Consider the following 16,112-nt stretch of genomic DNA (forward strand, 5'->3'; position numbering starts at 1 on the left):
TCAGGCGTTGCCTGAACGTTAAAAACCCACACAGAGATAAACAGGAACGCCAATGCGTAAGAATACCCGCTTTAAGTTTAACCAGTTCATGACCCGCCTCGCCGAGCTGAACGGCGTCGAAACCGACGACATGAACAAAAAGTTTACCGTTGAGCCGTCGGTCACGCAGACCCTGATGAGCCGCGTGCAGGAGTCTTCAGACTTCCTGACCCGCGTCAACATCGTGCCGGTGTCCGAAATGAAGGGCGAGAAAATCGGTATCGGCGTATCCGGTTCGATTGCCAGCGTGACCGATACGGCAGGCGGCGATGAGCGCGAAACCGCTGACTTTGCCGCGCTGGATAAACAAGGCTATGAGTGTGTGCAGGTCAACTACGACTTTCATATCCGTTATAACACCCTCGACCTGTGGGCGCGTTATGAAGATTTTCAGGCCCGTCTGCGTGACGCCATCGTGAAGCGCCAGGCGCTTGACCGCATCATGATCGGCTTCAACGGTGTTACACGCGCCAAAACTTCGAACCGCGCCAAGAATCCGATGCTGCAGGACGTGGCCGTAGGCTGGCTGCAGAAGTACCGCAACGATGCACCGGCGCGCGTGATGAGCAAAATCACCGACGAAAACGGCGCCGTCGTCTCTGAAAAAATCCGCGTCGGCAAAAACGGCGACTATGCCAATCTCGACGCGCTGGTGATGGATGCCACCAACACCCTGATCGAGCCGTGGTATCAGGAAGACCCGGAGCTGGTTGTCATCGTGGGCCGTCAGCTGCTGGCTGATAAATACTTCCCGATCGTCAACCAGTCGCAGGCCAACACCGAGCAGCTGGCCGCTGACGTCATTATCAGTCAGAAACGCATCGGCGGTCTGCCAGCGGTGCGCGTGCCGTACTTCCCGGCCGACGCGATGTTTATCACCCGCACCGATAACCTGTCGATTTACTGGCAGGAAGGCACGCACCGCCGTCTGATTGACGAAGTGCCGAAGCGCGACCGCATCGAGAACTATGAGTCCATCAACGAGGACTACGTGATCGAGGATTACGCGGCCGGTTGCCTGGTTGAAAACATCGAAGTCGGTGAGTTCAGCGCGGCTGCAGAAACCCCGGCAGCAGAAACTCCGGAGGCGTAACGCATGTTAAGCCCTGCCCGACGTCACCGCATGCGCCAGCAGGCTATCGAAGCCTCGCAGAACGCCGACAACCCGCTGCGCCACGCCAGCGGCTATGAGCAGATGCTCATCAAGCTCAACGACGACAAGCGCCGCCTGAAGAAAGTGCACTCTAACGAGCGCAAGGCGGAAATGAAGCGTCAGCTGCTGCCTGAGTACCTACCGTGGGTGTCCGGCGTGCTGGAGAAAGGCAAAGGCGCACAGGATGCCGTGCTGATGACCGTCATGATCTGGCGGCTCGATGCAGGCGACGTACCCGGCGCGCTGGAGATTGCCCGGTATGCGCTGACGCATGGCCTTGTGTCGCCTGACGGCTTTAAGCGCGCAAGCCTGCCTTACCTGCTGGCCGAGGAAGTCGCCAGCGCGGCAACGCGCGCCTGGACGGCAAAAGCGCCGGTCGATGTTGACCCGCTGCTGGCAACCATTGCGATGACGGAATCCGAAGACATGCCCGATCAGGTGCGCGCCAAGCTGCACAAGATAACCGGGTATGTGCTTCGCGATGCGGGCAGGGCATTGGAGGCGATGACCCACCTTGTAAGGGCGCATCAGCTGCACGACGGCTGCGGCGTCAAAAAAGACATTGAGCGGCTGGGAACGGCGATGAAAAAGCAGGCCATCGCCAGCCGCTGACCGAACGCGACCCCGCGCACGGGCGGCAGGACGGCAACGCACTTTCAGTGTCTGCGCCCTCCTCCACCGCCCACCTATTTCAAAGGCCGATTATGAATAACACGGTTGTTATCCCCGCCCCGCGACCGGCAGACGCTGCCGAGCCGCCGGTAAAGAATACGTTTTTCTGGCCTGACATTGACCTGCAGCAGCTGCGCGATTCGCTGCGCTATGAGGGAACGGTCACGGCGCTGCGCCTGCGCCTTGCCGTGAAAACGGCAATTTCTGAAGTGAACGCCGAGCTGTACGACTGGCGCGCCGCGCAGATGGCGGCGGGCTTTAAGGTGCTGGCCGACGTGCCTGCGGAATCGCTCGACGGCGAGAGCGAAAAGATTACGGCCTACCTTGCCGCCGTCGGCGCGCTGACCGCCGCCACCATCGTTGAGCGCTATCGCGGCTATGACGCCAGCGGCACAAAAAAGGCGGGCGAAATCGAGGCCAGCGCCGACGAGTACTGGCGCGACGCGCGATTCAGTATCAGCCGCATTGCCGGTAAGCCTGGCTGCATTGTGGATCTGCTCTGATGAACGTTTACGCGCAGCAGGGCGATACCGTTGACGAAATCTGTCAGCGCTATTACGGGCGAACCGGTCAGGCCGTCGAGCTGGTTTATACGGCTAATCCGGGCCTCGCCGAAAGCGGGCCGGTGCTGCCGCACGGCTGCGAGGTGACGCTGCCTGATCTGCCTGAATCTTCAGCAGGTGAAACCGTCAACCTGTGGGACTAAAAATGGAAAAAATCAGCTCTGTGATCAACTACCTGATTGGCCTCATCCTGATGTGGTTCGGGCGTCATACGCCACAGGATATCGCCTTTATGGTCGGTTCCGGCGTGGCCGTTATCACGCTCATTACTAACGTGGCGACGTTCTTTATCAACTGGCATTACCGCCGTAAAACCTACGAGCTGCAGCGCCTGCGGGGGGTGAGCCTTGAGCCAGACCGTTAAACGCTGCGCCGTGTTGGCCGTGCTGGCGATTGCCGCGCTGCTGCCACAGTTCAAAACCCTGAAAACGTCCGAGGCCGGACTGGCGCTCATCGCCAACGCTGAGGGGTGCCGCACCTCGCCCTATCAGTGCAGCGCCGGTGTCTGGACGAACGGCATCGGTCACACAGAGGGCGTGACGCCGCAAAGCCAGATCAGCGAGCGACAGGCGGCGGTCAATCTGGTGTATGACGTGATGCGCGTCGAGCGCGGGATCGATGCCTGCATGCGCAGCGATATGCCACAGCCGGTCTATGACACGGCCGTGTCATTCGCCTTTAACGTCGGCGTGCGCGCGGCCTGCAGCTCGACCTTTGCCCGGTATATCCGGCTGCAGCACTGGCCTGATGCCTGTAATGAGCTGCGGCGCTGGGTGTTCGTTAAGGGCGTGAGAAATCGCGGGCTGGAAAATCGCCGCGCGAATGAGACAGCCTACTGCCTGCGGGGTGCGACATGACGCGCCTGATAGCGCTGCTTCTGGCCGTGGCTCTGCTGGCGCTGGGCGTAACCGGCTGGCAGTGGAAAGAAGCCAAAGACGACCTGACCAGCGCACAGCGCATTATCGGCACGCTGTCAGCAGGTATCGAGAGCCGCGACAGGGCAATAGCCCGGCTGGATGCCGATGCGAGAGCCAGCCAGAAGCGTGAGGCCGAGCTGCGGCTGATGCAGGGGCACGCCAGCACGGCCGCGCTTAACCGTGAAATGACCATACAGAGAGAAACCGATGCAATTCCGATACTGCGTGACTGGTCTGCTGCTGCTCTGCCTGACGATGTTATCCGGCTGCACGCCCGCCCGGCCTTCAGCAGCGCCAGAGATTATCTGGATTGGGTGTCCGCGCGTGACAAGCTGCCCGGTGCCGGGAAACAACCTTAAAACGGCGGGCGATCTGGCGGCGGATAATCGTCAGCTTGAGGCCGCACTTGCTGCCTGCGGGCTGCAGGTCGAAATCATCAAAGACTGCCAGGAACAACACGATGCTGAAACCCCTACAACTGCGCCAGACACTGACCGACAGCGTGCCGGAGCTGCAGCGAAACCCTGACGCGCTGAACGTGTTTATCGACAGCGGGCGCATCGTCTCGACGCTTGCCAGCTCGCTGTCGTTTGAATACCAGTACCGGCTTAACATGGTTATTACCGACTACGCCGGTAACATCGACCTGCTGATCGTGCCGCTGCTTGCCTGGCTGCGAACGAATGAACCCGACATTATGGCAAGCGAGGAAAAGCGCCGGACAGGCTTCACCTTTGAGGCGGATGTTATCAGCGACACGGCCAGCGATATCAGCATTGAGCTGCAACTGAGCGAGCGCGTGATCGTGAAGCAGGCCGACGACGGGCTGCACGTGACCCACGTCGGCGAGAACCCGCTGCCGGAGAATGACGCGCGGCCGGTGCAGCTTTACGTTAAAGGTGAGCTGGTCAGCGAGTTACAGACATGAGCGAGCTTCAGCTGGTAAATGACCGGCTGGAGGCGCTTATCAGCAGCCTGTCAGCCCCGGCGCGTAAAGAAATGGCGCGCAGTATTGCCCGCAAGCTGCGCGCGAGTCAGCAGCAGAACATCAAGCGCCAGCAGGCACCTGACGGCACGCCGTTTAAGCCCCGCAAAGCGCAGCCGGTGCGCAGCAAAAAGGGCCGGATAAAGCGCGAGATATTCGCCAAGCTGCGCACGGCTAAGTACATGAAGACGCAGGCCAGCCCGAATGAGGCCGTGATCGAGTTTGCGGGCAACGTGCAGCGCATGGCCCGCGTGCATCATTACGGCCTGCGCGACCGGCCATCGCGTAAAGGCAAAGAAGTGCAGTATGAAGCACGTCCTTTATTTGGATTGAATGATGATGACATCAATATGATTGAACAGGTGATAGTTGATGCTTTACATTAGCAACAATACAATCTTGGGAATGATGATATGGAAGGATTTACTCAATTCTTTTACCACTATTTTTTTGGGGCTGGGGCTTTTATACTTTTTGGGCTTTTACCAGCACTTGTTTCATACGCTATCATCTATTTTTGGATGAAATCTATAACTTCAAAAGACCCTTACCTTGAAAGTTTGCATGGAACTCGAGAGTTCCACACTTATATCATGACCCTTCACACTGAAAAAAGCATAGGCCATCAAGGTATATTCTGGTTTTCTATTATCCTGCCTATGGTGTATTTCTTTCTTCTTGGTTCTTTAGCATGGTCAGGCTATACATTCAGATTTGACGCTGAAGGATTTAAAACTTTCGTTTCGATAAGTGCCTTGCCGCTGGGTGTGCTGTCTCTCGCAATACCTCTTTCAGCAAGTGTTAGCAGATTCCACGCAACTAAGCAGACCGCCAAGCAAATTCAGATTGTAAGCCAGAAGAACAACATCGATTTATTCCACGCCCACAGGAAAGAATTATTCTCTTATTTTGAACAGATTGGCGAAGTAGAATTGCATGAAAATTTAAAGGCGTTAAACAAACCACACCCTCGGATTCATAAGTTATTTTTCGCGGGTGATCCTAAGTATGGAACCCCAACTGTTAAGAAAGATAGGTTTGAGGAAGTTGATAAACTACTTGAAACCACAAGGGGAATGCTGATTTCTATTTTAGATAATGTTAATCCACAGGTGAGCTTTGGATTATATATTGAAATATTTTGCAGGGATGTAATGCGACTTGCCCATATGCTGGGACTGCAAGAAGTAATTGATTTGTGTATGTCATCACCTACTTACCCATGCGTCATTAAAGGTGTGAGATATAATTTAGAGTCAGTTGGAAGGACTAGTGAAGAAGCAATAGCGGCATTTAAATGCATTGAGAATTTCTATAATAACTTACGTGACTTTGCATATTACAAGTCGCCCTATTTTGATAATAAGAAAGAGGCCCGTAGGTTAATTGATGCAGTTAGAAATAAATCAGAACAAAATACAATTGAAAAATTGCATAGTGATATTATTGCTAACGCCGTTCCGCCAGAAATTAATACTTAACTCTTCTTTATAAAAATGACAGTGTTTGCTCATTCATAGCTAAACACGCTTTCTTTGATCAACATGCCGCAACATAGCAACCTTGCGGCATGAACGAACAACTCGCAGAAATTCAGCGCCTGCTGCGCAACCTGATCCGAATCGGAACCGTGTCGGCCGTCAATCTTGACGGCGGGCTGTGCCGTGTCGATACAGGAAAAAACACAACCGGCTGGCTGCACTGGCTGAGCGCCCGCGCGGGTAAAACCCGCTCCTGGAATGCGCCGTCAGTGGGTGAGCAGGTTCTTATTCTGTGCCTCGGCGGCGAACTTGATACCGGCTTTGTGCTGCCGGGCATTTTCTCGGATGACAACCCGGCTCCGTCTGCCTCGGCCGATGCACTGCACTGGTCATTTCCTGACGGCGCGGTGATCGAGTACGAGCCGGAAACCGGCGCGCTGAACGCAACCGGCATACAGACCGCAACCATCAAGGCCGCGGTAAAAATCCTGTTCGACTCGCCCGAAGTGGAATGCACAACGCTGCTCAAAACTGCGCAGCTGGAGGTCACTAAGGGCGGCACGATGAAAGGTGATGTGACGCATACCGGCGGCAGTCTGTCCTCAAACGGCAAGGTGCTGCATTCGCATATCCATCCAGGCGACAGCGGCGGAAAAACGGGAGCGCCGGTATGACAACCGCAAAATATATTGGCATGAACCGGGAAACCGGCGGCACGCTGACCGACCTCGATCATATCCGGCAGTCGATTAGCGACATTTTTCTGACCCCTGTTGGCTCCAGGGTGATGCGCCGCCAGTATGGTTCGCTTTTATCCGCGCTGATTGGCCAGCCGCAAAACGAGGCGCTGCGCCTGCAGATTATGTCGGCCTGCTATATGGCGCTCCTGCAATGGGAGCCGCGCGTAAAGCTGACCGCCATCAGCTTTGAGTCGGATATCAACGGCGCAATGGTGGTTGAGCTGTCCGGCAACCGCACCGATAACGCGCAGCCTTTTTCCTTAACCGTTCCTGTGAGCTGAGACTATGGCAACTATCGACCTGAGCCAGCTGCCCGCGCCTGACGTGGTGGAGTCGCTGGACTATGAAACCCTGCTGGCCGAGCGTAAAGCCACGCTGATTTCTCTTTACCCTGCTGACCAGCAGGACGCCGTCGCCCGCACGCTGACGCTGGAGTCAGAACCCATCGTTAAGCTGCTGCAGGAAAATGCCTATCGTGAGCTGATCCTGCGCCAGCGCATCAACGAGGCGGCAAAGGCCGTCATGGTTGCGTATGCACTTGACGGCGACCTTGACCAGCTCGGCGCGAACAATGGCGTAACCCGCCTGACCATTACCCCTGCCGACGATACAACCATTCCGCCTACCGCCGCAGTGATGGAAAGTAATGACGATTTCCGGCTGCGCATCGCCTCGGCCTTTGAGGGGCTGAGCGTGGCCGGGCCGACCGGTGCTTATGAGTATCACGCCAGAAGCGCCGACGGCCGCGTAGCCGATGCGTCAGCCATCAGCCCGTCGCCTGCAGTGGTCACGGTGACAGTGCTCGCGCGTGAGGGCAACGGCTTGGCCGGTGATGATCTGCTGGCCGTGGTGGATACAGCGCTCAATGATGAGGACGTGCGCCCGGTTGCCGACCGGGTGAGCGTGCAGTCAGCAAAGATTGTGGAATACGAAATTGTGGCCGAGCTGTACCTCTATCCGGGGCCGGAAGCGGAGCCAATCCGCGCCGCCTCAGAGGCAAAGCTCGCCGCCTTTGTCAGCGCGCAGAAGCGCCTCGGCCGCGACATTCGCCTGTCTGCGCTGTATGCCGCTATGCACGTTGAGGGCGTGCAGCGCGTCAATCTGATTAAGCCTGCTGCAGATGTGGTACTTGATAAAACACAGGCCGCTTACTGCACAGGCTACACGCTGACCGTGGGAGGCTCGGATGAGTGAGCGCCTGCTGCCGACCGGCTCGACACCCCTTGAGATTGCTGCTGCCGAGGCGCTGGCGAGCCCCGGCGCGATGAGCGTGCCGCTGCGCCAGTTATGGAATCCGTACACTTGCCCGGTGGAGCTTCTGCCCTATCTGGCGTGGGCGTGGTCAGTTGACCGCTGGGATTCAGCCTGGCCTGAATCGACAAAGCGAGCCGTGGTTGCCGCCTCGCAGTACGTGCACCGGCACAAGGGCACTATCGGGGCTATCCGGCGCGTCGTTGAGCCGCTGGGCTATCTCATCAAAATAATCGAGTGGTGGAAAACCGGTGAAGCGCCAGGCACGTTCCGGCTGGACGTGGGCGTACTTGATACCGGCATTACCGAGGAAATGTATAACGAGCTGGAGCGCCTGATAGCTGACGCCAAGCCCTGCAGCCGTCACCTTATCGGCCTGTCTATTAATCTCGATGCTAACGGCACTCTGCCGGTCGCCGTTGCCAGCTACAGCGGCGACGAGCTGACTGTTTACCCTTATACCCCTGAACTTATCAGCGTCGGCGGGCCGGTCTATTCCGGCGCGGCGGTGCATCTTATTGACCTGACGGAAGTGAGCGCATGACGACAAAATATTTTGCCCTGCTGACCAATCAGGGCGCAGCTAAGCTGGCGAACGCCGCTGCACTCGGCTCGAAAGTGAACATCGCCTCTATGGGTGTCGGTGATGGAGGCGGCTCGCTGCCTACACCTGACGCGGCACAGACAAAGCTCATCGGCGAGAAGCGTCGCGCGCAGCTTAATTCCCTGACCATTGACGCGGCAAACAGCAGCCAGATTATCGCCGAGCAGATTATCCCGGAAAGCGAGGGCGGTTTCTGGATCCGCGAAATCGGCCTGTATGATGCCGACGGCGTGCTGATTGCCGTTGCTAACTGCCCGGAAACCTATAAGCCGCAGTTGGCTGAAGGCAGCGGGCGGACGCAGACCGTGCGCATGATTTTAATCGTGAACAGCACAACGGCCGTCACGCTGAAAATTGATCCATCAGTCGTGCTGGCAACGCGCAAGTATGTTGATGACGCCGTGATCGAAGTGAAGGCATACGCTGACAGCGTAATGAAAAAGCATACTGATGCTGACAACCCCCACAGCCAGTACCTGCAGATCGCAAATGCCCTGGCAGAAATCAAAGACGCCGGGCTGATTGCTGACGTTCTCAAAAACCTCGGTTTAACAGAAAAATTCTCAGGGCGTATTATTGGCCGCCAGATTTTTACCACGCCTGGAGCAATCAACTACAAGCCTACACCCGGAACGAAACGCATCAGGATTATCCTGACCGGCGGCGGCGGCAGAGGTTATGGCTATCTTGGATGGGGCAGCGGCTTCACAAGCCGTGGCGCAGGCGGTGGCGCAGGCGGAACAGTCATCGCATGGCTGAACGTGGACGACACCAAAACTTACCCCGGCGTGGTAGGCCGTGGCAGCGATGAAAACCTGTCAGCAACAAGCAGCACATTCAACGGCATGCTGACGGCGGGCAACGGCGTTAATACTTCATCAGGTGATGCGGGCGGCGCGGGAGGAACGGCAGTTGGCGGCGATTTGAATATTCCGGGTGGTGACGGCAGCGATGCGCCCGGCATTATCTCGACGACCACAAACCCCTATCGGGGCGGTTCTGGTGATGGCGGTGTAAGTTACTGGGGCGGCGGCAAGCGAAGCGGAGACGGTAATTTATCCGTTAAAGGGAAAACCTTTGGGGCTGGAGGTGGTGGTAATACCCGCTCAGATCCTTTTATTGGTAACTACGGTTCGGATGGCGTTATTTTTATTGAGGAATTCAGCTGATGAAAACGTATGCCCGCATTGAAAATCAGCGCGTCGCGGAAATTGTCGCGCTGAATGTGAAGCCTGAAAAACTCTATCACCCTTCGCTGGTATGGGTGGATATCACCGCGCTGCCCGAACAGCCCGATATAAATTATCGCTACAATGACGGCGTTTTTACTGCCCCGCTTACGGATGCAGAGAATGCGGAACTGATTGCCAGCAGCAGACTGGCAGCCGAAATGGATGAGGCAAACCGGGCTATCGTGCCACTGCAGGATGCGGTTGATATCGGCATTGCAACTGATGCGGAGATCGCCCGCCTGGCAGAATGGAAGCGATACCGGGTAGAACTCAGCCGGATTGATAACAGTAAGGCTCCTGATATTACATGGCCGGTCAGGCCGGAATGAAGAAAGCCCGCTATGCGGGCTTTTTGTTTATGCGGGCTGTTCAGGCCATATAATATTTTCAGCGTCTTCCGTGTTCATCCGCATCAGCATGACGCAGTATTTCTTCCAGGCGATAAGCTGGCTTGCCTCATCATCTGTCGCTATCCCTAAATCGTTCGCATCCTGCAGGGGCTGAATAATCGTATCGGCATCTGCCCTCAACCTGCTGCGCTTGTCTTCGGCCTGGCTGATAATTTCTTCTGCTGTTGGCAGCGGTTGAGCAGTCAGGCACGGGAGCATGTCAGCACCGCAGGCAATCAGCTTTCCTTCTGCCTGTCCGGCGAGTAAGTCAGCCCATTTTTTATCGGTGATTTTTACGGCATCAGCAGGGATAACCAGATTGATGCTGGTATCGTAAAAAGCATTTGCAGATGGTGAATATTTTTTCATTTAGTACCCCAGCGCCAGCCAGTAAATTCCCTGCTTAGTCGTGTCAGGGCCTGTATTTGTAAGATTAAAAGAAGCCTTGTCGCGGTACTGCGTCCCAACGCTATATTCACCGGCCAGCGGTAAAGATGCGCCCTTACAGGCGAGCACGACTACGCCTGTAGTCGGGAACTCAATCGGCAAAACGACGGTTGTAGTTGTTTTTTGAGCGAACGCACCGAACCCCCATTGCAGAATCATGCCGTTGGGTAGCCGAAAGTAGCCGTTGCCCGATTTCACAGCGGCGAAGAAACTCATATCAGGCAGTTGATCAGCGCCATTACCGACAGTCTTTTTTGCTGCGTCGCCTAAACCGAGGTTTTTGAGAAACAAACGCCTGGCCCTGCGCCGGGCCGCGCTGGCACATTTGCGGAGAGCTCAGCGTGCTGATTGGCTATATCAGGGTATCAACAAATGACCAGAACACGGATTTACAGCGGGTTGCGCTGCAGAGCGCAGAATGTGAGCTGATTTTTGAAGACAGGATAAGCGGCAAAACCAGCGAAAGGCCGGGGCTGAAAAAGGCGCTGCGCTGCCTGCAGCCTGGCGACACGCTGATTGTGTGGAAGCTCGACCGGCTCGGCAGGAGTATGCGCCACCTGGTCATGCTGACGGAGGAGCTGCGCGAGCGTGGCGTTAACTTCCGCAGCCTGACCGACAGCATCGATACCAGCACGCCAATGGGCCGGTTTTTCTTTCACGTTATGGGCGCGCTGGCTGAAATGGAGCGCGAGCTGATAATAGAGCGCACCCGCGCGGGGCTGGCTGCTGCGCGGGATAAAGGACGCATCGGCGGCAGGCGGCGCGTGATGACGCCGGACGTTATCAGCCGCGCTGAACGAATGCTGGCGAACGGCGCAACATTGCAGCAGATTGCGCTTGTGCTGGAGGTGTCGGTCAAAACCCTTTACCGGTACATACCGGCCGACAGGCAGCGCCAGATTATTAATTCTGTCTGCTGACAGACCAGCAAACCCTCATCAGATGCACTGCTAAACCTGACCTGACACCCTGAGTACACCCTCAAAACGGAGTGCATCAGATGTCTGATTATCATCATGGTGTCCGCGTCGTAGAAGTCAACGACGGCACGCGCACCATTACAACCGTATCAACCGCAATTGTGGGCATGGTCTGCACCGCGCAGGATGCGGATGCGGCAACCTTTCCGCTCAATACGCCGGTACTTATCACCAACGTGCAGGGCGCTGTCGGTAAGGCTGGCAAAAAAGGCACGCTCGCGGCTGCGCTGCAGGCTATTGCCGACCAGTCCAAACCCGTGACCGTCGTCGTGCGCGTGGCTGAAGGTGCCGACGAAGCCGAAACCACGTCCAATATCATCGGCGGCACGGATGAAAACGGCCAGTATACCGGCATGAAAGCGCTGCTCGCCGCGCAGACCCAGCTCGACGTCAAGCCGCGCATTCTCGGCGTGCCGGGGCTGGACTCACTGGCAGTGGCGACCGCGCTTGCCAGCATCGCGCAGCAGCTGCGCGCCTTTGCCTACGTCTCCGCGTGGGAATGTAAAACCATTTCCGAAGCCCGCCTGTATCGCCAGAACTTCAGCCAGCGTGAGCTGATGGTTATCTGGCCTGATTTTCTTGCGTGGAACACTGCGACCAGCAAATCAGACACGGCCTTTGCGACCGCCCGCGCGCTGGGCCTGCGCGCCAAAATCGACAACGACACAGGCTGGCATAAAACCCTGTCTAACGTCGGCGTCAACGGCGTGACCGGGATTTCCGCATCAGTGTTCTGGGATTTGCAGCAGACCGGCACCGACGCCGACCTGCTCAATGAGGCCGACGTCACCACGCTGATCCGTAAAGACGGTTTCCGCTTCTGGGGCAACCGCACCTGTAGTGACGATCCGCTGTTCCAGTTTGAGAACTACACCCGCACCGCACAAGTGCTGGCTGACACGATGGCCGAGGCGCATATGTGGGCGGTTGATAAACCGCTAACGCCAGTTCTCGTTAAGGAAATTATTGCGGGCATTAATGCCAAGTTCCGCGAGCTGGTTAACGCCGGTTATCTGCTGGGTGCATCTGCCTGGTATGACGAAAGCGCCAACGATAAAGACACCCTGAAGGCGGGCAAGCTCTTTATCGATTACGACTATACGCCGGTTCCGCCGCTGGAAGATTTAACCCTGCGCCAGCGCATCACCGACACCTATCTGGCGAACTTCGCCGCATCCGTAAACAGCTGAGGAGCCGGGTAAATGGCACTGCCACGCAAACTGAAAGGCATGAACCTTTTTAACAACGCCAACAGCTATCAGGGCGTCGTCACCGCCGTGACCCTGCCTAAGCTGGCGCGCAAGCTCGACCCGTTCCGCGCAGGCGGCATGAGCGGCGCGGCCTTTATCGATAACGGTCTGGAAGATGACGCGCTCGATGTTGAATGGAGCATCGGCGGCATCGATGAGCTGGTTCTCACGCAGTGGGGTGCGTCTGACATTCCCCTGCGCTTTACCGGCTCTTACCAGCGCGACGATACCGGCGAGGAAATCGCGGTAGAGATTGAGGTACGCGGTAAGCATCAGTCGTTTGATTTCGGCGAAGCCAAACAGGGTGAAGATACCGAAACCAAAATCACCTCGAAAAACACCTATTACAAGCTGACCTTTAACGGCAAAGAGCTGATCGAAATCGACACCATCAACATGGTGGAGAAGGTCAACGGTGTTGACCGTCTTGAGCAGCGCCGTAAAAACCTCGGCCTGGTATAAACCCTGACGCCAGCGCACGTCGCTGGCTTTAACTGACTACAGTGAACAGAGAATAATCATGGAAAAGAAAGATAACGTTGTTGAGTTTGAAACCCCGCTGATGCGCGGCGAAACCGAAATCAAAAGCGTGGAGCTGATTAAGCCGACGGCCGGAAGTCTGCGCGGCGTGCGGCTGGCCGATCTGTGCCAGTCGGATGTTGACTCACTGCTGACCGTGCTGCCCCGCATTACTCTGCCAGCACTGACAAAGGCCGAATGTAACGCCCTTGATCCGGTTGACCTGATTGCGCTGGGCGGCAAGGTGATTGGTTTTTTGCAGTCGAAGTCGGACGAATAGACTGGCCGCACGGCCTGACGGTCAACGACCTGATGGCCGACATTGCCACGATATTTCACTGGCAACCTTCCGAGATGTACGACATGCCGCTGGCCGAGCTGATGGGCTGGCAGCATAAAGCCTTTATCCGCAGCGGAGCGACCCCGGATGAGCAATAACCTTAAAGTGCAGGTGCTGCTGAATGCGGTAGACAAAGCTTCGCGGCCCTTCAAAGCCGTGCAGACCGCTGCCAAAAATCTGTCATCTGACATACGCCAGACGCAGACGACGATTAAGGAACTGGACGCGCAGGCGGGGAAAATTGATGGCTTCCGCAAGGCCAGTGCGCAGCTGGCCGTCACGCAGCAGAGCCTCAAAGACGCAAAGCAGGAGGTGGCAGCGCTGGCCGTGCAGTTTAAAAACACGGAGCGTCCGACGACACAGCAGGCCCGCGCACTGGAAAAGGCCCGTCAGGCAGCGTCTGAGCTGCAGACGAAGTCCAACAGCCTGCGCCTTTCGGTGCAGCAGCAGCGCGAGGCGCTTAACGCAGCGGGGATTTCCACTAAAGCCCTGAGCAGCGAGCAGCAGCGCCTGAAATCCGCCTCGGCGCAGGCTACGGTCAGCCTGAGCCGCCAGAAAATGGAGCTGCAGCGGCTGAATGCACAGCAGGAGCGACTGAACCAGACAAGCGAGCGCTACCGCAAAGGGCAGGAGCTGTCGGGTAAGGTGCGCAATATGGGCGCGGCCGGTATCGGTGCTGCCACGGTCGGCGGCATGGCGGCTACGTCGCTGCTGATGCCGGGGTTTGATTTTGCACAGAAAAATTCCGAGCTGCAGGCCGTGCTCGGCGTGGGAAAAGAATCGCCGGAAATGAAAGCCCTGCGTGCGCAGGCGCGTCAGCTGGGTGATACAACCGCCGCCTCTGCCGATGACGCGGCAGGCTCGCAAATCGTTATCGCTAAAGGCGGCGGCGATGCCGCTGCCGTTCAGGCGGTGACGCCGGTTACGCTCAACATGGCGCTGGCAAACAAGCGCACGATGGAGGAAAACGCCGGGCTGCTGATGGGGATGAAATCAGCCTTCCAGCTCTCAAACGATAAGGTCGCACACATCGGCGACGTGCTGTCGATGACCATGAATAAAACGGCCGCTGACTTTGACGGGCTTAGCGACGCGCTGACCTACGTCGCCCCGGTAGCAAAAAACGCGGGCGTCAGCATCGAACAGGCGGCAGCAATGGTCGGCGCTCTGCACGATGCCAAAATCACAGGTTCAATGGCAGGTACAGGAAGCCGCGCCGTGCTGAGCAGGCTGCAGGCTCCTACCGGTGAATCATTCAAGGCTATCAAAGAGCTGGGTATTAAAACGGCTGACGGCAAAGGAAATACCCGCCCGATATTCACCATTCTGAAAGAAATGCAGGCGAGTTTTGATCGCCACAAGCTGGGAACGGGCCAGCGCGCCGAGTACATGAAAACTATCTTCGGCGAAGAGGCCAGCTCATCGGCCGCTGTGCTGATGACCGCCGCCTCAACCGGCAAGCTCGACCAGCTGACCGCCACGTTTAAAGCCTCTGATGGCAAAACGGCCGAGCTGGTCCAGGTCATGCAGGATAATCTCGGCGGCGACCTGAAAGAGCTGCAGTCTGCTTATGAGGCTATTGGCACCGACCTGTTTGATCAGAACGACGGCAGCCTGCGCGCACTTACCCAGGACACGGCGGCACTGCTGCTGACGGTTGATAACTGGATTAAAGCTAACCCTGCGCTGGCAGGCGGTATAGCAAAAGTGGTATTGGGCGGGCTGATGTTAGCCGGGGCGCTGGGCGCAATCGGGCTGGTAGCCTGGCCGGTGATTGCGGGCGTGAATACCCTGATTGCCGGTGCGGGGTTCCTCGGCACGGCATTCAGCATCGCTGGCGGAGCTATTACGGCCGCGCTCGGCGCTATCACGCTCCCGGTGGTGGCCGTCGCGGCGGCAATCGTGGCCGGGGCGCTACTGGTGCGCAAATACTGGGAGCCTATCAGCGCCTTTATAGCAGGCATGGCCGAAGGGTTTACCGCAGCGATGGGACCGATCAGTGATTCCTTCGGATCGCTGAAGCCGGTGTTTGAGTGGGTAGGTGGCAAGGTCAAAGAGCTGTGGGACTGGTTCGGCAAACTGCTGGAGCCGGTGAAGTCCACGCAGACCCAACTTGCCGCCGCCGGAGACATGGGTAAGAAGTTCGGCAACATGCTGGCCGAGGCGCTGAAAATCCCGAGTCACGCGCTCGATCAGCTTATGGGCGGCATCAACTGGGTGCTGGATAAGCTCGGCATTATCGACACGAAATCCGATGGCCTGAAAGACAAAGTCCCGTCCCCGGATCCGGTAACAACCGGTGGCGCGGGCGCAGATACCGGCGGGCTGCAATACAACATCGCCTACGGTGGCGCGCCTTACCGCCCGGTTTCAGCCTCGTCAGCCGGGGGCGGATTCACCGACCGCAGCCAGAATACCTATCAGTATGAAATCAACATGCACGAAGGCATGACCAAAGACGACGCAATGGCGCTGATGGCGCAGCACCAGGCTAAAGAGCAGCGCAACCGGCAGGCACAGAACCGCAGCAAAATGGGCTGGGAGGATTAA

25 protein-coding genes are annotated in these 16,112 nt (G+C 57.1%); 23 read left to right on the forward strand and 2 right to left on the reverse strand.

Annotated elements, in window-relative coordinates:
- Positions 1-52 precede the first annotated feature (52 nt).
- The 17 genes from ACX3P5_RS14210 to ACX3P5_RS14290 all read left to right on the forward strand — a co-directional run bounded on the left by ACX3P5_RS14210 (position 53) and on the right by ACX3P5_RS14290 (position 9,966).
- A complete protein-coding gene (locus tag ACX3P5_RS14210) occupies positions 53-1,132 on the forward strand; it encodes a phage major capsid protein, P2 family (protein ID WP_458968886.1) in 1,080 nt (359 codons plus the stop codon).
- A gap of 3 nt (positions 1,133-1,135) precedes the next feature.
- On the forward strand, positions 1,136-1,804 hold the full coding sequence (locus ACX3P5_RS14215; RefSeq protein ID WP_458968887.1) for a phage terminase small subunit: 669 nt from the start codon (positions 1,136-1,138) through the stop codon (positions 1,802-1,804).
- 92 nt (positions 1,805-1,896) lie between these two features.
- Positions 1,897-2,367: a head completion/stabilization protein gene (locus ACX3P5_RS14220; protein WP_458968888.1), complete on the forward strand. Its 471-nt coding sequence runs from the start codon at positions 1,897-1,899 to the stop codon at positions 2,365-2,367.
- A complete protein-coding gene (locus ACX3P5_RS14225) occupies positions 2,367-2,570 on the forward strand; it encodes a tail protein X (protein WP_458968889.1) in 204 nt (67 codons plus the stop codon). The genes ACX3P5_RS14220 and ACX3P5_RS14225 overlap by 1 nt, the downstream gene beginning before the upstream one ends.
- Positions 2,571-2,572: 2 nt before the next feature.
- Positions 2,573-2,791, forward strand: a complete 219-nt coding sequence (locus ACX3P5_RS14230; protein WP_010255079.1) for an HP1 family phage holin — start codon at positions 2,573-2,575, stop codon at positions 2,789-2,791.
- Positions 2,775-3,284: a lysozyme gene (locus ACX3P5_RS14235; RefSeq protein WP_458968890.1), complete on the forward strand. Its 510-nt coding sequence runs from the start codon at positions 2,775-2,777 to the stop codon at positions 3,282-3,284. Before ACX3P5_RS14230 ends, ACX3P5_RS14235 begins: the two co-directional genes overlap by 17 nt.
- On the forward strand, positions 3,281-3,703 hold the full coding sequence (gene lysB, locus ACX3P5_RS14240; protein ID WP_458968891.1) for an Rz-like lysis system protein LysB: 423 nt from the start codon (positions 3,281-3,283) through the stop codon (positions 3,701-3,703). Before ACX3P5_RS14235 ends, lysB begins: the two co-directional genes overlap by 4 nt.
- Positions 3,600-3,872 (forward strand): Rz1-like lysis system protein LysC, encoded by a 273-nt coding sequence (gene lysC / locus ACX3P5_RS14245; protein ID WP_458968892.1) that lies wholly within the window; start codon positions 3,600-3,602, stop codon positions 3,870-3,872. The genes lysB and lysC overlap by 104 nt, the downstream gene beginning before the upstream one ends.
- On the forward strand, positions 3,805-4,272 hold the full coding sequence (locus tag ACX3P5_RS14250; protein WP_458968893.1) for a phage tail protein: 468 nt from the start codon (positions 3,805-3,807) through the stop codon (positions 4,270-4,272). Before lysC ends, ACX3P5_RS14250 begins: the two co-directional genes overlap by 68 nt.
- A complete protein-coding gene (locus ACX3P5_RS14255; protein WP_458968894.1) occupies positions 4,269-4,715 on the forward strand; it encodes a phage virion morphogenesis protein in 447 nt (148 codons plus the stop codon). Before ACX3P5_RS14250 ends, ACX3P5_RS14255 begins: the two co-directional genes overlap by 4 nt.
- Positions 4,716-4,742: 27 nt before the next feature.
- A complete protein-coding gene (locus tag ACX3P5_RS14260) occupies positions 4,743-5,810 on the forward strand; it encodes a hypothetical protein (RefSeq protein WP_458968895.1) in 1,068 nt (355 codons plus the stop codon).
- An 89-nt stretch (positions 5,811-5,899) separates the two neighbouring features.
- Positions 5,900-6,484 (forward strand): phage baseplate assembly protein V, encoded by a 585-nt coding sequence (locus ACX3P5_RS14265; protein ID WP_458968896.1) that lies wholly within the window; start codon positions 5,900-5,902, stop codon positions 6,482-6,484.
- Positions 6,481-6,831 (forward strand): GPW/gp25 family protein, encoded by a 351-nt coding sequence (locus ACX3P5_RS14270; RefSeq protein WP_422883070.1) that lies wholly within the window; start codon positions 6,481-6,483, stop codon positions 6,829-6,831. The genes ACX3P5_RS14265 and ACX3P5_RS14270 overlap by 4 nt, the downstream gene beginning before the upstream one ends.
- A 4-nt stretch (positions 6,832-6,835) precedes the next feature.
- A complete protein-coding gene (locus ACX3P5_RS14275) occupies positions 6,836-7,744 on the forward strand; it encodes a baseplate assembly protein (RefSeq protein ID WP_458968897.1) in 909 nt (302 codons plus the stop codon).
- Positions 7,737-8,345, forward strand: coding sequence for a phage tail protein I (locus ACX3P5_RS14280; protein WP_010261146.1), 609 nt, complete (start codon positions 7,737-7,739; stop codon positions 8,343-8,345). Before ACX3P5_RS14275 ends, ACX3P5_RS14280 begins: the two co-directional genes overlap by 8 nt.
- On the forward strand, positions 8,342-9,574 hold the full coding sequence (locus ACX3P5_RS14285; RefSeq protein WP_458968898.1) for a phage tail protein: 1,233 nt from the start codon (positions 8,342-8,344) through the stop codon (positions 9,572-9,574). The genes ACX3P5_RS14280 and ACX3P5_RS14285 overlap by 4 nt, the downstream gene beginning before the upstream one ends.
- A complete protein-coding gene (locus ACX3P5_RS14290) occupies positions 9,574-9,966 on the forward strand; it encodes a tail fiber assembly protein (RefSeq protein ID WP_424993936.1) in 393 nt (130 codons plus the stop codon). The genes ACX3P5_RS14285 and ACX3P5_RS14290 overlap by 1 nt, the downstream gene beginning before the upstream one ends.
- 27 nt (positions 9,967-9,993) lie before the next feature.
- Here the strand turns inward: ACX3P5_RS14290 and ACX3P5_RS14295 are convergent, their stop codons facing one another.
- Both ACX3P5_RS14295 and ACX3P5_RS14300 read right to left on the reverse strand, forming a co-directional pair.
- Positions 9,994-10,395: a tail fiber assembly protein gene (locus tag ACX3P5_RS14295; RefSeq protein ID WP_458968899.1), complete on the reverse strand. Its 402-nt coding sequence runs from the start codon at positions 10,393-10,395 to the stop codon at positions 9,994-9,996.
- Positions 10,396-10,764: a gp53-like domain-containing protein gene (locus ACX3P5_RS14300; RefSeq protein ID WP_458968900.1), complete on the reverse strand. Its 369-nt coding sequence runs from the start codon at positions 10,762-10,764 to the stop codon at positions 10,396-10,398.
- 50 nt (positions 10,765-10,814) lie between these two features.
- Between ACX3P5_RS14300 and ACX3P5_RS14305 the strand changes: the two genes are divergently transcribed.
- From ACX3P5_RS14305 to ACX3P5_RS14330, 6 genes are all read left to right on the forward strand, one after another.
- Entirely contained in the window at positions 10,815-11,393 is a 579-nt protein-coding gene (locus ACX3P5_RS14305; protein ID WP_150030391.1) for a recombinase family protein, read from the forward strand.
- Between the two features lie 80 nt (positions 11,394-11,473).
- Positions 11,474-12,643: a phage tail sheath protein gene (locus ACX3P5_RS14310; RefSeq protein WP_279852257.1), complete on the forward strand. Its 1,170-nt coding sequence runs from the start codon at positions 11,474-11,476 to the stop codon at positions 12,641-12,643.
- Positions 12,644-12,655: 12 nt separating this feature from the next.
- The gene (locus ACX3P5_RS14315; protein ID WP_010246672.1) at positions 12,656-13,165 is read left to right on the forward strand and encodes a phage major tail tube protein; all 510 of its coding nucleotides are present in this window, start codon (positions 12,656-12,658) and stop codon (positions 13,163-13,165) included.
- Between the two features lie 58 nt (positions 13,166-13,223).
- Positions 13,224-13,502 (forward strand): phage tail assembly protein, encoded by a 279-nt coding sequence (locus tag ACX3P5_RS14320; RefSeq protein ID WP_115759134.1) that lies wholly within the window; start codon positions 13,224-13,226, stop codon positions 13,500-13,502.
- 32 nt (positions 13,503-13,534) lie between these two features.
- Positions 13,535-13,660, forward strand: coding sequence for a GpE family phage tail protein (locus tag ACX3P5_RS14325; protein ID WP_458968901.1), 126 nt, complete (start codon positions 13,535-13,537; stop codon positions 13,658-13,660).
- Positions 13,650-16,112 (forward strand): phage tail tape measure protein, encoded by a 2,463-nt coding sequence (locus tag ACX3P5_RS14330; RefSeq protein WP_458968902.1) that lies wholly within the window; start codon positions 13,650-13,652, stop codon positions 16,110-16,112. Before ACX3P5_RS14325 ends, ACX3P5_RS14330 begins: the two co-directional genes overlap by 11 nt.

It is taken from the genome of Pantoea sp. S-LA4 (assembly GCF_054482835.1).

What these genes read in the sequence shown, in the direction of transcription:
- ACX3P5_RS14295 (WP_458968899.1), bottom strand. Translation starts at nt 10,395, where the DNA reads ATGAAAAAATATTCACCATCTGCAAATGCTTTTTACGATACCAGCATC.
- ACX3P5_RS14220 (WP_458968888.1), top strand. Translation starts at nt 1,897, where the DNA reads ATGAATAACACGGTTGTTATCCCCGCCCCGCGACCGGCAGACGCTGCC.
- ACX3P5_RS14230 (WP_010255079.1), top strand. Translation starts at nt 2,573, where the DNA reads ATGGAAAAAATCAGCTCTGTGATCAACTACCTGATTGGCCTCATCCTG.
- ACX3P5_RS14260 (WP_458968895.1), top strand. Translation starts at nt 4,743, where the DNA reads ATGGAAGGATTTACTCAATTCTTTTACCACTATTTTTTTGGGGCTGGG.
- lysB (WP_458968891.1), top strand. Translation starts at nt 3,281, where the DNA reads ATGACGCGCCTGATAGCGCTGCTTCTGGCCGTGGCTCTGCTGGCGCTG.
- ACX3P5_RS14325 (WP_458968901.1), top strand. Translation starts at nt 13,535, where the DNA reads ATGGCCGACATTGCCACGATATTTCACTGGCAACCTTCCGAGATGTAC.
- ACX3P5_RS14210 (WP_458968886.1), top strand. Translation starts at nt 53, where the DNA reads ATGCGTAAGAATACCCGCTTTAAGTTTAACCAGTTCATGACCCGCCTC.
- ACX3P5_RS14315 (WP_010246672.1), top strand. Translation starts at nt 12,656, where the DNA reads ATGGCACTGCCACGCAAACTGAAAGGCATGAACCTTTTTAACAACGCC.
- ACX3P5_RS14280 (WP_010261146.1), top strand. Translation starts at nt 7,737, where the DNA reads ATGAGTGAGCGCCTGCTGCCGACCGGCTCGACACCCCTTGAGATTGCT.
- ACX3P5_RS14275 (WP_458968897.1), top strand. Translation starts at nt 6,836, where the DNA reads ATGGCAACTATCGACCTGAGCCAGCTGCCCGCGCCTGACGTGGTGGAG.
- ACX3P5_RS14320 (WP_115759134.1), top strand. Translation starts at nt 13,224, where the DNA reads ATGGAAAAGAAAGATAACGTTGTTGAGTTTGAAACCCCGCTGATGCGC.
- ACX3P5_RS14215 (WP_458968887.1), top strand. Translation starts at nt 1,136, where the DNA reads ATGTTAAGCCCTGCCCGACGTCACCGCATGCGCCAGCAGGCTATCGAA.
- ACX3P5_RS14270 (WP_422883070.1), top strand. Translation starts at nt 6,481, where the DNA reads ATGACAACCGCAAAATATATTGGCATGAACCGGGAAACCGGCGGCACG.
- ACX3P5_RS14255 (WP_458968894.1), top strand. Translation starts at nt 4,269, where the DNA reads ATGAGCGAGCTTCAGCTGGTAAATGACCGGCTGGAGGCGCTTATCAGC.
- lysC (WP_458968892.1), top strand. Translation starts at nt 3,600, where the DNA reads ATGTTATCCGGCTGCACGCCCGCCCGGCCTTCAGCAGCGCCAGAGATT.
- ACX3P5_RS14310 (WP_279852257.1), top strand. Translation starts at nt 11,474, where the DNA reads ATGTCTGATTATCATCATGGTGTCCGCGTCGTAGAAGTCAACGACGGC.
- ACX3P5_RS14285 (WP_458968898.1), top strand. Translation starts at nt 8,342, where the DNA reads ATGACGACAAAATATTTTGCCCTGCTGACCAATCAGGGCGCAGCTAAG.
- ACX3P5_RS14290 (WP_424993936.1), top strand. Translation starts at nt 9,574, where the DNA reads ATGAAAACGTATGCCCGCATTGAAAATCAGCGCGTCGCGGAAATTGTC.
- ACX3P5_RS14330 (WP_458968902.1), top strand. Translation starts at nt 13,650, where the DNA reads ATGAGCAATAACCTTAAAGTGCAGGTGCTGCTGAATGCGGTAGACAAA.
- ACX3P5_RS14250 (WP_458968893.1), top strand. Translation starts at nt 3,805, where the DNA reads ATGCTGAAACCCCTACAACTGCGCCAGACACTGACCGACAGCGTGCCG.
- ACX3P5_RS14265 (WP_458968896.1), top strand. Translation starts at nt 5,900, where the DNA reads ATGAACGAACAACTCGCAGAAATTCAGCGCCTGCTGCGCAACCTGATC.
- ACX3P5_RS14225 (WP_458968889.1), top strand. Translation starts at nt 2,367, where the DNA reads ATGAACGTTTACGCGCAGCAGGGCGATACCGTTGACGAAATCTGTCAG.